This is a genomic window from Actinoplanes sp. NPDC051859 (genome assembly GCF_044452725.1).
Taxonomy (GTDB): Bacteria; Actinomycetota; Actinomycetes; order Mycobacteriales; family Micromonosporaceae; genus Actinoplanes.
This window is the reverse complement of sequence record NZ_JBITBX010000017.1, coordinates 17,824-31,326: the sequence shown is the minus strand read 5'-3', so window position 1 is coordinate 31,326 and position 13,503 is coordinate 17,824. Positions and strand designations below refer to the sequence as shown.

General features: G+C 69.5%; 16 protein-coding genes. 5 read left to right on the top strand and 11 right to left on the bottom strand.

Features of this window, described 5'->3' with window-relative positions; all coding sequences use genetic code 11:
• Positions 1–31: 31 nt before the first annotated feature.
• A complete protein-coding gene (locus ACIA1L_RS30085) occupies positions 32–472 on the top strand; it encodes a hypothetical protein (protein ID WP_396076393.1) in 441 nt (146 codons plus the stop codon).
• Positions 473–555: 83 nt separating this feature from the next.
• Positions 556–927 (top strand): VOC family protein, encoded by a 372-nt coding sequence (locus ACIA1L_RS30080; RefSeq protein WP_396076392.1) that lies wholly within the window; start codon positions 556–558, stop codon positions 925–927.
• On the opposite strand, the gene ACIA1L_RS30075 is transcribed toward ACIA1L_RS30080, so the two are convergent.
• The 6 genes from ACIA1L_RS30075 to ACIA1L_RS30050 all read right to left on the bottom strand — a co-directional run bounded on the left by ACIA1L_RS30075 (position 924) and on the right by ACIA1L_RS30050 (position 7,248).
• Positions 924–1,457, bottom strand: a complete 534-nt coding sequence (locus tag ACIA1L_RS30075; RefSeq protein ID WP_396076391.1) for a GNAT family N-acetyltransferase — start codon at positions 1,455–1,457, stop codon at positions 924–926. The two genes, ACIA1L_RS30080 and ACIA1L_RS30075, sit on opposite strands and share 4 nt — an antisense overlap.
• A gap of 9 nt (positions 1,458–1,466) precedes the next feature.
• Positions 1,467–2,573, bottom strand: a complete 1,107-nt coding sequence (locus tag ACIA1L_RS30070) for an ABC transporter ATP-binding protein (RefSeq protein ID WP_396076390.1) — start codon at positions 2,571–2,573, stop codon at positions 1,467–1,469.
• Positions 2,570–3,553, bottom strand: coding sequence for an ABC transporter ATP-binding protein (locus ACIA1L_RS30065; protein WP_396076389.1), 984 nt, complete (start codon positions 3,551–3,553; stop codon positions 2,570–2,572). Before ACIA1L_RS30065 ends, ACIA1L_RS30070 begins: the two co-directional genes overlap by 4 nt.
• Before the next feature lie 6 nt (positions 3,554–3,559).
• Positions 3,560–4,501, bottom strand: a complete 942-nt coding sequence (locus ACIA1L_RS30060; RefSeq protein WP_396076442.1) for an ABC transporter permease — start codon at positions 4,499–4,501, stop codon at positions 3,560–3,562.
• A gap of 14 nt (positions 4,502–4,515) precedes the next feature.
• On the bottom strand, positions 4,516–5,523 hold the full coding sequence (locus ACIA1L_RS30055; protein ID WP_396076388.1) for an ABC transporter permease: 1,008 nt from the start codon (positions 5,521–5,523) through the stop codon (positions 4,516–4,518).
• A 69-nt stretch (positions 5,524–5,592) separates the two neighbouring features.
• On the bottom strand, positions 5,593–7,248 hold the full coding sequence (locus tag ACIA1L_RS30050) for an ABC transporter substrate-binding protein (protein WP_396076387.1): 1,656 nt from the start codon (positions 7,246–7,248) through the stop codon (positions 5,593–5,595).
• A gap of 192 nt (positions 7,249–7,440) precedes the next feature.
• Between ACIA1L_RS30050 and ACIA1L_RS30045 the strand changes: the two genes are divergently transcribed.
• Entirely contained in the window at positions 7,441–7,911 is a 471-nt protein-coding gene (locus ACIA1L_RS30045) for a 2'-5' RNA ligase family protein (RefSeq protein ID WP_396076386.1), read from the top strand.
• A gap of 104 nt (positions 7,912–8,015) precedes the next feature.
• The gene (locus tag ACIA1L_RS30040) at positions 8,016–9,422 is read left to right on the top strand and encodes a hypothetical protein (protein WP_396076385.1); all 1,407 of its coding nucleotides are present in this window, start codon (positions 8,016–8,018) and stop codon (positions 9,420–9,422) included.
• A 71-nt stretch (positions 9,423–9,493) separates the two neighbouring features.
• Here the strand turns inward: ACIA1L_RS30040 and ACIA1L_RS30035 are convergent, their stop codons facing one another.
• The 5 genes from ACIA1L_RS30035 to ACIA1L_RS30015 form a co-directional block, all read right to left on the bottom strand.
• Positions 9,494–9,820, bottom strand: a complete 327-nt coding sequence (locus ACIA1L_RS30035; RefSeq protein WP_396076384.1) for an STAS domain-containing protein — start codon at positions 9,818–9,820, stop codon at positions 9,494–9,496.
• Between the two features lie 101 nt (positions 9,821–9,921).
• Positions 9,922–11,040, bottom strand: coding sequence for a serine hydrolase domain-containing protein (locus ACIA1L_RS30030; protein ID WP_396076383.1), 1,119 nt, complete (start codon positions 11,038–11,040; stop codon positions 9,922–9,924).
• A 114-nt stretch (positions 11,041–11,154) separates the two neighbouring features.
• A complete protein-coding gene (locus tag ACIA1L_RS30025) occupies positions 11,155–11,331 on the bottom strand; it encodes a hypothetical protein (protein WP_396076382.1) in 177 nt (58 codons plus the stop codon).
• A gap of 28 nt (positions 11,332–11,359) precedes the next feature.
• Positions 11,360–11,911 carry a hypothetical protein gene (locus tag ACIA1L_RS30020; protein ID WP_396076381.1) on the bottom strand — a complete coding sequence of 184 codons (552 nt, stop codon included), beginning with the start codon at positions 11,909–11,911 and terminating at the stop codon, positions 11,360–11,362.
• A gap of 93 nt (positions 11,912–12,004) precedes the next feature.
• Entirely contained in the window at positions 12,005–12,796 is a 792-nt protein-coding gene (locus tag ACIA1L_RS30015; protein WP_396076380.1) for a class I SAM-dependent methyltransferase, read from the bottom strand.
• 48 nt (positions 12,797–12,844) lie between these two features.
• Here ACIA1L_RS30015 and ACIA1L_RS30010 point away from each other — a divergent pair, with 48 nt between their 5' ends.
• A complete protein-coding gene (locus tag ACIA1L_RS30010; RefSeq protein ID WP_396076379.1) occupies positions 12,845–13,411 on the top strand; it encodes a helix-turn-helix domain-containing protein in 567 nt (188 codons plus the stop codon).
• Positions 13,412–13,503 lie beyond the last annotated feature (92 nt).

Below are 13,503 nucleotides of genomic sequence, written 5' to 3'. Positions count from 1 at the left end.
TGCGTCGGAGTCGACCGGCTAGGTTGTCCGCATGAGTCTGCTCGAGGACGTGGCGAAGCGAGATGGTTGGCGATGCTGGGTGTGCGACGAGCCGGTCGACGCCGACATGTCGGTGAACGACCCCCGTGGCCCCAGCGTGGACAGCCGCACCGCCGACCGGAAAGCCAAGGTCACCGAGCGGCTCGCCCACAGGGCCTGCAATACCCGCAAGGGCGCGGTCAAGGTCGTCATCGCCTGGCCGGACCACCTCCATGTCATCGAGCCGGCGCCCCTGATCACCGTCGCTGAGCGCCTGGACCGCAAGGGCGGTCGGGAGCTGGTCGCCCGCTGTCCGAGCAAGAAGGATGCACAGGCGACCGCGGACTGGCTCGTCGACCGCTTTTCCCGGCTGGCTCCGGGCCTCGCCGTCACCGCGACCGTCGACGCCGGCGGCGGCCAGTTCCTCGTCACCCTCGCCGCCGGCCGCCGCTGACAGCTAGGGATGTTGTCCGTCAGCGCCACGCCGCGCGCTCTGGTCGGCGGGCGAATCACGCTGAGTGCTGCCATCATCAACGGATGCATGTCGGACCCGTCATCGCCGTGACCGATCTTGCCCGCGCCCGCGCCTTCTATGAGGGGTCACTCGGGCTCGTAGGTCGGGAGACGCCCGGCGGCTGGGTGGTGGAGGCGGACGGCGGGACGGTGCTCTATCTCCTGCCCGACGTGTCGGACGCCGGGCAGGCGAGCTGGCCCGTCGCCAGCTTCCGGGTGTCGGACGTGCACGCCACCGTTCGCCGCCTCCGTGCGGCAGGCGTGCCGTTCCTGGGCCCCGACGACCTGCCCTTCGACCTGGACGCGGACGGCGTTTCCGGCGACACCGGCGGCCTCGAGGTCGCCTGGCTGAAGGACCCCGACGGCAACATCCTCACCGTGTTCAGCCGGGGCTAAGGGCTGCACCAGCGAAACTGGCGGGTCGTTGTCGCGAACCAGCGGTCGGTGCGCCCTTCGTCGCGCATGCCGAGCCGGCGTGCGACGGCCTGCGAGGCGATATTGTCCTGATCGGTCAGGGCCAGCACGCTGGTGTGGCCGGCCTGCGCGGCGACGGTCAGAAGAGCCTGGGCCGCCTCCGTGACCAAGCCTCGCCCCTGATGGTCGGGATGCAGATTCCAGCCGATCTCCACTTCGGTGGTCAGGCCCGCAGCGTCGTGCAGCGGCAGCAGCAGCACCGTGCCCCGCGGCGCCGCACCCGTCGAGGGCACCACGAGCGCCCACAGCCCGAAGGGCAGCGGCAGTCCGGCTTCGCGCGCTTGTCGACGCGCGAAGCGCTGCCGGGCGTCGTCCAGGTCGGCGACCACGCGGCGCGGGTGCGGACCGAGCCACCGCATGATCTCCCACCGCGAGTAGATCTCGAAGTACGCCGCAAGGTCCGCCTGCTGCCAGCGCCGCAGCAGGGTTCGCGAGGTATGCAACAGCTCCACGCGGTAAGGCTACGGGGCGGGCAGATCGGTCCGGGTCGCGATGAGCTCGGCGCCCACACCGGCTGCCGGGTCCGCATCCGGGCGGACGAGTTCTGCGCGCACCTCGTGCCTGCGCAGTTGACCGCTGAGGATCTCCTCGGCGAAATGACACGCCACCCGCTGCCCCGAATCGTCGAAGACCCGCAGTTCCGGTCGCGCGTCGGCGCAGCGGCTCTGCGACCAGGGACACCGGGTGCGGAATCGGCAACCGCTGGGCGGAGCGGCGGGCGACGGCAGATCGCCGGCGAGCAGCAGTCGCTCCCGCCGGTCTTCCACCCGCGGGTCGGGGATGGGCACGGCCGACAGCAATGCCCGGGTGTACGGGTGCAGCGGCCGCTCGTACAACTGGTCGCCGTCCGCCTCCTCGACCAGTGCGCCCAGGTACATGACGCCGATCGTGTCGGAGATGTGCCGGACGACGGCGAGGTCGTGCGCGATCACCAGGTAGGTCAGGCCCAGCGACTCCTGCAGGTCGCCGAGCAGGTTGACGACCTGCGCCTGGATCGACACGTCGAGCGCGGAGACCGGCTCGTCGGCCACGATCAGTTCGGGTCCGAGGACGAGCGCCCGGGCGATGCCGATCCGCTGTCGTTGCCCGCCGGAGAACTCGTGCGGGTACTTGTGCAGCGCCGACGCCGGCAGGCCGACCGAGTCCAGGGTGGCGCGCAGCCGCTGCCGCATGGCCGCCTTGTCCTTGTGCAGGCCATGCGCCTTCAGACCCTCGACGAGCAGTGACTCCACTGACTGCCGCGGATCGAGGCTCGACATCGGATCCTGAAACACCATCTGGATCCGCCGGCGAAACAGCCGCAGCTGCTCGCCCTTGAGTGAGCGGACGTCCGTACCGTCGAAGGCGATGCCCCCGCTGGTGGGCTCGACGAGGCGCAGCAGGCCGCGGCCCAGCGTCGATTTGCCGCAGCCGGATTCGCCGACCAGGCCATAGGTTTCGCCGCGCCGCACTTTCAGCGACACCCCGTCGACGGCGTAGACGAAGCCGACCGTACGGTCGAACAGCAGTCCGCTCTTGATCGGGAAGTGGACTTTGAGGTCGTCGATCTCGACCAGGGCGTCGCTCACGCCGGCACCTCCTGCGGAACGGGGTTGGTGCAGCGCAGCGCGCCGCCCCGGCGGGCGGGCTGCAGGGCGACCGGCGCGCCGATGCAATCGTCGATGACCCGATCGCAGCGCGGCGCGAAGGCGCAGCCTTCCGGCCACGGAATGTTGTCGCTGACCGAGCCGCGGATCTGGTGCAGCCGGCCGCCGCGGTCACCGTCCAGCCGAGGCACGGACTGCAACAACCCATGGGTGTACGGGTGCCGCGGGTCGCCGAACAGGTCGTGGCGGCCGGCGCGCTCGACCACCTTGCCGGCGTAGAGGACGTTGACGGTGTCGCAGAGTCCGGCCACCACCCCGAGGTCGTGGGTGATCATGACGAGGGCCGTACCCGACTGATCGACCAGGTCTTTGAGCAGGGTGAGGATCTGCGCCTGGATGGTCACGTCCAGGGCTGTCGTGGGCTCGTCGGCGATGAGCAGGCGCGGCTTGCAGGCCAGGGCGATGGCGATCAGGGCCCGCTGCCGCATGCCGCCGGAGAGTTGGTGCGGGAATTCCTTGAGGCGCCGGGTCGGGTCGGGAATGCCGACCGCGTCGAGCAGCCCACGCGCTTCCCGCAGTGCAGCTTGCCGGGTCCGGCCCTGGTGGCGTTCGAGCACCTCGGCGACCTGCACCCCGAGCGGGATCACCGGGTTCAGCGAGGACAGCGGATCCTGGAAGATCATGCCGATGTCGCGACCCCGCCGGTCTCGCAGGTCGCGCGGGCTCAGCCGGAGCAGGTCGGTGTTGTCGAAGCGGACCTCGCCGGTGACCTTGTTGCCGCGGCGCGGCAGGAGACCCATGATCGCCAGGCTGGTCACCGATTTGCCGCAGCCGGATTCGCCGACCAGGCCGACGGTCTGACCGGGTTCCACGGCGAAGCTGACACCGTCGACCGCGGTGAAGGGCCTGGCGCCCTTGCGCTGGAAGACGACCGACAGCTCACGGACGTCGAGCAGAGGCATGACAGCTCACCGCCGGTTCTTCGGGTCGAGTGCCTCACGCATGCTCTCGCCGAGCAGGGTGAAGCCGAGGGCCACGAGGATGATGGCCAGGGCCGGGAAGTAGGCCAGCTCCGGTCGGACCTCGAAGTAGCGGACGCCGTCGACGCCGAGCATCAGACCCCACTCGGCCCGGTTGATGTCCGGGTCGCCGAGGCCCAGGAACGACAGGGCGGCCGCGTCGAGGATCGCGACCGCGAACGTCAGCGTCGCCTGCACGATGACCGCGGTGAGGGAGTTCGGCAGCATGTGGCGCAGCACGATGTCCCGCCGCTTCACGCCCAGCGCACGAGCGGCTAGGACATGATCGCTTTCCCGTTGCGCCAGCATCGAGCCGCGCAGCAGGCGGGCGAAGATCGGCACGTTCACCACCGCGACCGCGATGATCACCGTCCACTGGGTGGAGCGGCTGGCGAGCGCGACGAGCGTGATCGCCAGCAACAGGCTGGGCAAAGCCAGCATGACGTCGGTCATCCGCATGATGAGCACGTCGACCCAGCCGCCGAAAGCGCCGGCGATCGCGCCGAGCAACACCCCGAGCAGCAGACCGATCAGGGTGGCAAGGACACCGACGAAGAGCGTCTGTCGGGCGCCGTAGATCATCCGGGACGCGAAGTCACGCCCCAGCGGGTCGCTGCCAAGGGGATGCCCGGCGGTCGCGCCCGGGATCGAGTCGACGGTGAGGTCCTCGGTCAGCTCTCCGAAGCGCTGCACCGGGTCGTGCGGCGCCACCAGCGGCGCGAAGATCGCGATGATCAGGAACAGCAGGATGATCGCCGCGCCGACCATGGCGGTGGGATTGCGCAGCAGTCGACGGCCAGCGTCCCGGATCAGGCTGACCCCGCCGGCCTCGGCGGTCCGCGCGGTCAGCTCGTCGATGCGGCGGCGCTTGTGGTCGGCGAGCGTCGAGATTCCGCCGGTTGGGCTCACTGCACACGCACCCTCGGGTCGATGATCGCGTACGACAGGTCGACCAGCAGGTTGACCACGACGAAGACGACAGCGGCGAGCAGGATCAGGGCTTGCAGCACCGGATAGTCACGGCCGCCGCTGATCGAGTCGGTGATCAGCGTGCCAAGGCCGCCCCAGTTGTAGACCTTCTCGGTCAGCACCGCGCCGGCCAGCAACGCTCCGGTTTGCAGGCCGATCGTGGTGACCACCGGCAGCAGCCCGTTGCGCAGGACATGCCGTTTGCGGATGGTGGGGTTGCGCAGCCCCTTCGCCTCGGCCGTACGGATGTAGTCCTCGTCCAGGACGTCGAGCACGCTGGCCCGGGTGATCCGGATGATGATCGCCAGCGGGATCGTCGCCAGGGTGCAGGCGGGCAGCACCAGGTGCCACAGGGCGTCGGCGGAGGCATCGAACTCGCGCGTCAGCAGTCCGTCCAGGACGAAGAAGCCCGTCACGTCGGTGTTGCCCAGTCCGGTGGAGACCCGGCCGGACGGCGGGAAGAGGTGAATGTCCTGGGTCAGCCAGTCCTTGAGCAGGTAGCCCAGGAAGAAGATCGGAATCGAGATGCCGATCAGGGTGACGATGATGGTGGCGTTGTCGAGCAGCCGCCCGCGGTGCCGGGCCGCGAGGTAGCCCAGCGGGATGCCCAGCCCGATCGCGATGATGATCGCGGCGAGGGCGAGCTCGACGGTGGCCGGGAAGGCCCGGCCGATCACGTCCAGCACCGGCTCGCCGGTCCGGATGGAGTTGCCGAAGTTGCCGGTCACGACGTTCTTCAGGAAACGGCCGTACTGGACCCAGATCGGCTGGTCGTAGCCGAGCGCCCGGGTCAGCAACTCGCGGGTCTGCGGGGTCGCGCGTTCGCCCAGCAACGCGTCGACCGGTCCGCCGGGAAGGCTGCGCAGCCAGAAGAAGACCAGGGTCGTCAGGGCGATCAGGGTGACGGCCAGCTGGATCAGGCGGCGCAGGACGACTCTCACCATCAAGGCATCCTTCGCAGGTTCGCGCCGGACGACCCGGACCCGTCGGTGCGGGTCCGGGCCGCGGCGGCGTTACTTGGTGATCGAGACGGTGTTGAACTCCTCCGCGGTGAGCGGGCTGGCTACCAAGCCTTCGACGTTCTTGGTGGTGACCACGGCCGGCGGGGCGTGCCAGATCGGAACGGCCGGCAGCCACTTGGCGGCGAGATCCCGGTTGACCTGCTCGAACGCCGCCTTCTTGCCCGCCTGGTCGACGGTCGCGTCGGCCTTGCCGATGGCGGTGAACATCTCGGTCATCGCCTGGTCGCCGAACTCGACCTTGCCCCGGCCAAAGAAGGTGCCGACGAAGTTGCCCGGGTCGTTGTAGTCGCCGGTCCAGCCGAGGATGTGCAGGTCGTGCTTGCCGAACTGCTGCACGTCGTCCTTGAAGCCGCCGTTCCACGGCCGCGGCACCCCGTTGACCTTGATGCCGGCGGCCTGCAGGTCGTTCGCCAGGACGGTGAAGATCTCCTGCGGATTCGGCATGTACGGCCGGGACACCTCGGTCGGGTAGTAGAAGTTCAGCGTCAAGCCGGTCGCGCCCGCCTCGGCCAGCAGCTGCTTGGCCTTGTCCACGTTGTAGTCGTACTTCTGGACGTCCGGGGCGTAGCCGAGCACCGATTCCGGCAGGAACTCGTCGGCGACCTTCGAGCCGCCGGGGCCCTTGGTCTGCACGAGCTGGCCGCGGTTCAGCGCGTACGCGATGGCCTGCCGGACCCGCAGGTCCTTGAGCTTGGGGTTCTTCTGGTTGATGCCCAGGTAGAGAATGTTGAAGGCGGGCCGGTCGAGCACCTGGTAGCCCTCGCCGGACAGCGCCTTGCGGTCGGCCGGGGCCGGGAAGTCGATGGCGTGCACCGTGCCGGCGCGCAACTCCTGCTTCCGGGTGTTCTCGTCCTTGATGATCTTGATGATCGTCTTGTCGACCTTGGCCTTGTCCCCGTAGTAGTCCGGGTTCTTGTTCAGCATGATCTCGCCGGTGGCCTTGTTCCAGCCGCCGAACGTGAACGCGCCGGTGCCGGTCGGGTGCTCGTTCGCAAACGCGCTGTACGAGAACGAGTCGCCGTTCTGCGTCACCGTGTCCGCGTCGTACTTCTTCATCGCCGTCGGGCTGGCGATGGAGAACGCGGTCAGCGTGAACGCGCCCGGGAACGCACCCTTGTATTTCGTCATCGTCACGACCGCGGTGCCGGCATCCTGCGCCTTGCAGTTGTCGTAGACCGCGTCCGGACTGCCGGCGAACCCGCCGAAGACGTCGGTGTAGTAGATCATCTGAGACTGGGCGGCCTCGCCCTTCATGGTGTACCAACGGTCGAAGTTTGCGCAGACCGCCGTGGCGTCCAACGCGGTGCCGTCGTGGAACTTGACGCCCTGGCGCAGCTTGAACGTCCAGACCTTGCCGGTCGGGTCGTTGGACCAGCTCTCCGCCAGGCCGCCAGTCAGCTCCGCGGTGCCGGCCTTGTGGGTGATCAGCGTGTCGTACATCTGCCGGATCGGCCGAAACGACTCCCCGTCGTCGTTGAAGATCGGGTCGAAGTTCTTCGGGTCGCCGGCGCCCGCGAAGATGAAGGTGCCGGTGCCGGCCTTGCCCTCACCGCCGCGGTCGCTGTCCGCGCAGCCCGCCGCGCCGATCACCAGCGCCGCCACCGCGCTGGCCGCCACGATCGTCCGGATCTTTCTCGATGTATGCAACGCACTCACCTCGTCCAATGGGTACGAACAAGCACAGCGACGGCGATCGATCACCGCTGGCGCGACACTAACCACTCAGGACGGGCAGAACGTGAGTTGGTATCGGATTGTGTCCTACCCGTTTCCCCGCACCGGGCGGCGCGCGCCGAGACAGCCGGCGTCAGAACCGGTCCCGACGTATCCTGGCGAGCCGTGCACACCGTTGAACTCCTCCTTGACCCGCAGCTCGAGCGGCACGTGCGGGAGCTCTGGGATCGCCTCCACGACGCCGGCCTGCCGAGCCTCGCCACCCACCGGCATCGGTCGAACCGACCACATCTGACGGTCATCACCGCCGCTACGCTGACCGGGGTGCCGTCGATCCCCCTCCCCCTGCCAGTCGAGCTCGGCCCGGTCCGTTTCCTCGGCCGCGCCCTGATCCGATCCGTCACGCCCTCGACGGCACTCGACGACCTGCACGGGAGCTGCTGGTCGGCTTTGCGCGACGCTGACCCGTGGCCGGACCCGCAGCACTGGGTGCCGCATGTCAGCCTCGCCCTCAAGGTCGACCCCGAGCACCAGGTGGCGGCGCTCGCTCTCCTCGCGGCGGAACCGCCGGCCCGAGGCACCTTCGTGGCGGCCCGCAGTTACGACTCTCGAACCCGAACTGCCACCGACCTTTGACCGGGATGTCTCAGATCACACCCACCCCGACCGACCTGTGAGCCCGACCGGTGAATACGGGAAATGGAGCTTCCATGAGCGGTGTGCGGCGCAGGGCCCTAACGATGAGCGCAGCGGCGCTGCTCGCCGGCAGCACGCTGGCGGTGATGCAGTCCTCGGCCGTCCGCGCCGAGGGCACGCCGCCGTCCGACGGCATCCAGACCCAGGCAGAACTCGACGCCGCACACGGCACAGAAGGCAACAGCAGCAACCAAGGCGGCTGGGCCGACCTGGCCGGCGGCCTCACCGCCCGGCCGTACGTCACCTCGCTGAGCCTGACCAACGGCGACACCACCACCGAGGTGCTCAGCGGCGGGCAGCCGGTGGCGACGCCGGTCGACCCGGGCGGTATCGGTGCCGTCGTGGCACCGGTGAACCTCTGCCCTGCGGGACAGCCCGAGCAGCCAGGCACCTGCTACGCCACCCCGAACCGGGTCGCGATCACCCTCGTCTACGGCGCTGACGGCGGAAACGGGTGGGACTTCAGCTCCGAGCGGGCCGCCGCCGCCACCCCAGCCGTCACCGAGGACACGGTCGTCGACATGACGGTCGCGCTGAACAGCCTCGGCAAGAACCTGCGCTGGAGCCAGCTCAACGGTCACCTGCTCGACTGGCGGACCGACAACCTCGGCCAGGACGACGCGACCGTGCACGTCCGGTTCCGTCCGGCCGTGCTCCCGGCGGTGGATTGGAGCACGCTGCCGGCTAACGGCTGCACCGCCACCCCCATCAACAACTGCGACATCGCCCAGGCCCAGAGCGAGCGGCTCGGTGCCTCCCTGCTCTTCAGCCTCGACGACACCCTGGACCCGGCGCTGACCGGTGCGGTCTTCGCCACCCAGAACGCCCTCGCCGGCTACCTGCAGCCGGGCGGGACAGCGGCTGCTCCCCTGCTCGACATCCAAGCGGCCTCCACGCACCTGACCTCGTCCGGCGAACTGCAGCGCGGCACCATCGAAGCGTTCCTGCCGGCCGGCGCCCTGCTCAACCTGTACGGCGTACTCCCGACCGACACGCCCTACTTCTTCAGCACGACCCGGACCGGCAGCGCGGGCACCAACGATGCCCCCACGTACACGCCCTGGACCGCGAGCGCCGACCGTTCCGAGGGCGTGCTGATCACCGTCAACAACATCACGTTCAGCGTGCCGACGTACCGGGTCAAGAACCGGTTGAAGCCGGTCAGCACCACGGCGAAAGCGAGTGGCCGCACCACCACCGTTCGGGCCGGGGCGCCCGGTTGCACCCCGAAGTCCCCCTGCCGGGTCTCCCTCTACGAGGTTGGTCGCAGCAAAGCCGCCCGATACTCCGCCACCCGCACCGCCGTGGTGCAGAACCGCACCGTGACAACGAAGTCGCTGTCGCTGGGTGTCCGGTCCGCCACTCTCGCCAAGGGCGACCGCTACCTGCTGGTGGTCCGCAACGCGAAGACCAAGCGGCCGATCGCCTCCACGCTCGGCCGGGTCGGCTGACCGGCACTACGGATTTGAGGATCAAACGCGGTCCGCATCAGGTCACCCCTGCTGCGGGCCGCGTCGGTCCGTCAGGCCGGTGCCAGCAGCGTCAGCAGCCCCGTGATGCGCAGGACGCGCAGTGCCGCCTCGCTCGGGTTCACGATCGTGAGCACCCGGCCGGCCTTCTGTGCCGCGTAGTAGCCGCTGATGAAGCAGCCCAGCACAGTGGAATCGAGAAAACTCACCCGCTCGAGATCGAGGACGACCGTCGACACCCCCGGGATCCCGGCCTGCTCAGTCAGCAGAAACCGCACCTCGTCGGCGCATTGCAGGTCCAGCTCACCGGCCAACTCCACCGTCGACGTGGCGCCGTCCCGACGAAGCTCGTACCGCCAGAGCTGCACCTCGTCGTCCACCTGCTTCTCCCCACAGTGCGGTCCGCGCAGATGCGCCGGCATCCCCGCCCGGTGATCGAGTGTTTGCGGTGGAGCAACTATATCCGGATACCCCCGCCCCGTCAGCTCCCCCCACCGGACGCGCCGGCCGCCCAGAAGGCCATCGCCAGCCCGAACGCCCGGGGATCGCCTGTCGTCGTGCCGGACATCTTGTTCATGGCATAGGCGATCGTCGTACGGGCATCCAGGTCGACAATGGCCAGCGAGCCGCCATAACCACCCCAATACAGCGTGTTCGGATGCGGCAGCAACCCCGAGTCCAGAGCAAACCCCAACCCGAAGCGCACGGGTACGCCCAACACCAGGTCGACGCCCTCCACCTGCGGCTCCAGCGCCCGTCGGCACCCCGCCTCGGACAGGAACCGCCGGCCTTTCGCGACACCGCCGTTCGCCAGAATCGCATGGATCTCGGCCACCGCACGGGCGTTGCCGATCCCCCCAGCCGCCGGGATTTCCGCACTCCGCCACGCCCGCGTACGAGTGATCGACACGCGCAGGTCGGGATTGCGCGCCACGTTCACCTGCAGCTCGCCGTCCCCCGCGCCACCCATCGGCGGCGCCCCCACCGGCGGAATCAGGTCAGCCACCCGGGAGTCCTCCGCCGGCGGCAGACCGATGTGGAAGTCGGCGCCCAGCGGCCCCGCGATCTCCTCGCGGAACACCGTCCCCACCGTCCGCCCGGTGATCCGCCGAATCACCTCACCGACCAGATATCCCTGGGTCATCGCGTGATAGCCGGACGCTGTGCCCGGTTTCCAATACGGCTCCTGCGCCGCCAGCAGCGCCGTCACCTTCTCCCAGTCGTACAGGTCAGCCGCGGTGATCGGCACGCGCCACCCACACAGACCCGCCGAATGACTCATCAGCTGGGCCACCGTGATGTGCGCCTTCCCCGCGGCCGCAAACTCCGGCCAATAGCGGGCGACCGGCGCCGCGAAATCCAGCTCGCCCCGGTCGGCGACCAGCAGCGCCGTCAACGCAGTCATGGTCTTGGTGGTGGAATAGACCCCCACAATGGTGTCCGCCCGCCAAGGCCGCGTCCGAGCCTCGTCGGCGAACCCACCGTGCAGATCGACGACGGTTTCGCCCTCCACCGTGGCACAGAACGACGCACCCACGTCCGTGCCGCTGATCAGATTGTCGTCGAACACCCGCTGCACTTCGGCAAACCGACCATCCATCGGCCGACCATGACTGCCGCCAGCCCCGGCGTCCAGCCATTTTCCGGTCAGCGCGCGTCACCCCGACAGCGGCGGACGATCGGCGACGGTCAGGTTGGCGCTCCGGGCGAGCGGTCAGACGCCTTCCGGTGGGGCGCCGAGGTCGCTGTCCTTCTCCTTCGTCGGCTCCTCTGGTGCGGGATGACGCTGCTCGGTCTGCGGCGGGTCGGTGTCGGCGCCGTCCACGTCGGCTGAGCCGGGGCCGTCCTGGGTGGCGAACTCGGCGTACTGCTCGGGGCTGACATCACTCATGATCAGCGGTTACCCCGGTTGGCGGTGCTCAAATCCGGCCGGTGCGGAGGGTCTTCTGCACCGGGCCTGAGCTGACGGTGAGCGACCAGGACGAGGTCGTCGAGACCCGGTCGGCCCGGGTGATCTTCGAGCCGCGGGGTTCCGGGCACGGCTGGCCGACCGCCGGCGGCACCGAGGTGCCGGAGATTCCCGCGTACGGGCCGGTGATCCGGAAGCCGACCAGCCGGGTGTGCTGGCCGTAACCGGCGCTGCTGCCGCGGCGCGGCGCGCGGACGACGCGGTCGGTGAGAGCGAAGTTGCCGAACTCCGGTTGGTGCTTGACACCGAAGGCCGCCCCGCCGCAGGAGACCGTGTAGGTGTCTTCGGTCCAGAAGTCGTGGCGGAACACCAGCCCATTGGCGCGGTTCGCCAGCACCTCATCACTCCAGCCGAATGCTTTCCGAACGTCCGCGGCGTCGACCAGGCCGGTTTTGAGGTCCGGGTCGTACTGCACCGCGGCCGAGGCCGGGACGGCGGATCCGAGGCTGGCGGCGAAGGTCGCACCAGCGACGGCGAGCGGAAGGACACGGCGCGCGAGCATCTTGCACTGACTCCTGAGCGTTGACCGACGGGCTGTCATCCGGACCAACGATCATGGGGCGCAGACCGGCGTGCCCGCCGCGGAAATGACCTCCTAGGCGGGTCGACGGGCCAACCAGACCGTACGTTCGGCGCGGACGGTCAGGTCGGCGCGGTGCGGCAGGTCCGCGGCGAGACGGTCCAGGGCGGCCAGTTCCTCGACGGAGAGGCGGTCCTCGAGGCCGTGCCGCATGCGGGTCAGCGCGAGCTGCGCATAGCGGGTGGTCTGGGCCGGCAGCGGCGGTCGCAGGACCAGGTCGAATTGGCGTTCCGCGGTGACGGTGTAGCCGGCGGCGGCCAGCCGGGTGCCCCACGCCTCGCCCATGTGCAGGCCGTGTTCGAGGCGCTTGGCGGCCAGCAGGTCCTGGCACCGGTCTTCGAGCGCGGCATCCGCCGGGTCGGCCAGGAAGCGCGGGAAGGAGTCGAGCTCAACGACGGCGAAGAGGCCGCCGGGTCGGGTCAGCGCGTACGCCTGGGTCAGCGCCGCGGCGGGATCACTGAGGTGGTGCAGGGACGCGGAGGCCCAGATCAGGTCGGCCGGTTCCAGCTCGGGCCAGGGCTGATCCAGGTCCGCGCGTACGGTGTGAATCCGGTCTTCGAGGTTGTCGTCAGCCGCCCGGTGGCGCAGGTGGGCGAGCATCTCCGCGTCGACGTCCACGGCGGTGATCCGGGCGGTGGGCAGGTGCCGGGCCAGCGCCCGGCTGCCGACGCCCGTGCCTGCGCCCAGGTCGACGATGTGGGGGCGGTCCGGCAGCTGAGCGCCGATCCAGTCGAGAAGCTCCGTGTAGTACTCGTGCAGGACGGCGGCGTCGAGTTCGAGCAGCTCGCCCAGGTGCGTGTGTGCCATGCACCGACCGTACGCCCGTCCATGCGCCTATGGCATACAGTCTTGCGTATGAAGCAAGACGGAGATCTGGACGCCCTCGTCCGGCAGCGCATCCGCGGGTTACGGACCGCCCGCGGCTGGTCACTGGACGAGCTGGCGACCCGCAGTTTCCTCAGCCCGTCGACGCTGAGCCGGATCGAGACCGGCCACCGGCGCATCGCGCTCGACCAGCTCACTCCGATCGCCCGCGCGTTGGGCATCACGCTGGACCAGCTCGTCGAGGCGGGCGGGGACGAGGACGTGGTGATCCGGCCGCACCACGAGCCGGAACGCGGCATCACCACGTGGCTGCTGACCCACGGCAGCGCCGCGCCCGGAATGACGGTCGCCAAGCTGCGGATCACCCGGCCGGTCCCCGCGGATCTTCGTGTCCACCCGGGCCGGGACTGGTTCACCGTCCTGTCCGGGACGGTGATCCTGCGGCTCGGCGAGCGGACCATCCGGGTCGAGGCCGGCGAGGCGGCCGAGTTCTCGACGATGGTGCCGCACGCGTTCGGCGCGGACCGCGGACCGGCTGAGGTGCTGTGCATCCTCGACCACGACGGCGAGCGCAGCCACCTCGGCCCGGACCGGTGACACCTCGGGTGCACCTCTGAAGATCAGCTACCGCCTGTCTGCCGGTGGTCGGGCAACGCTAGAGTCTGCGACGCCTGATCGGGCGATCTTGA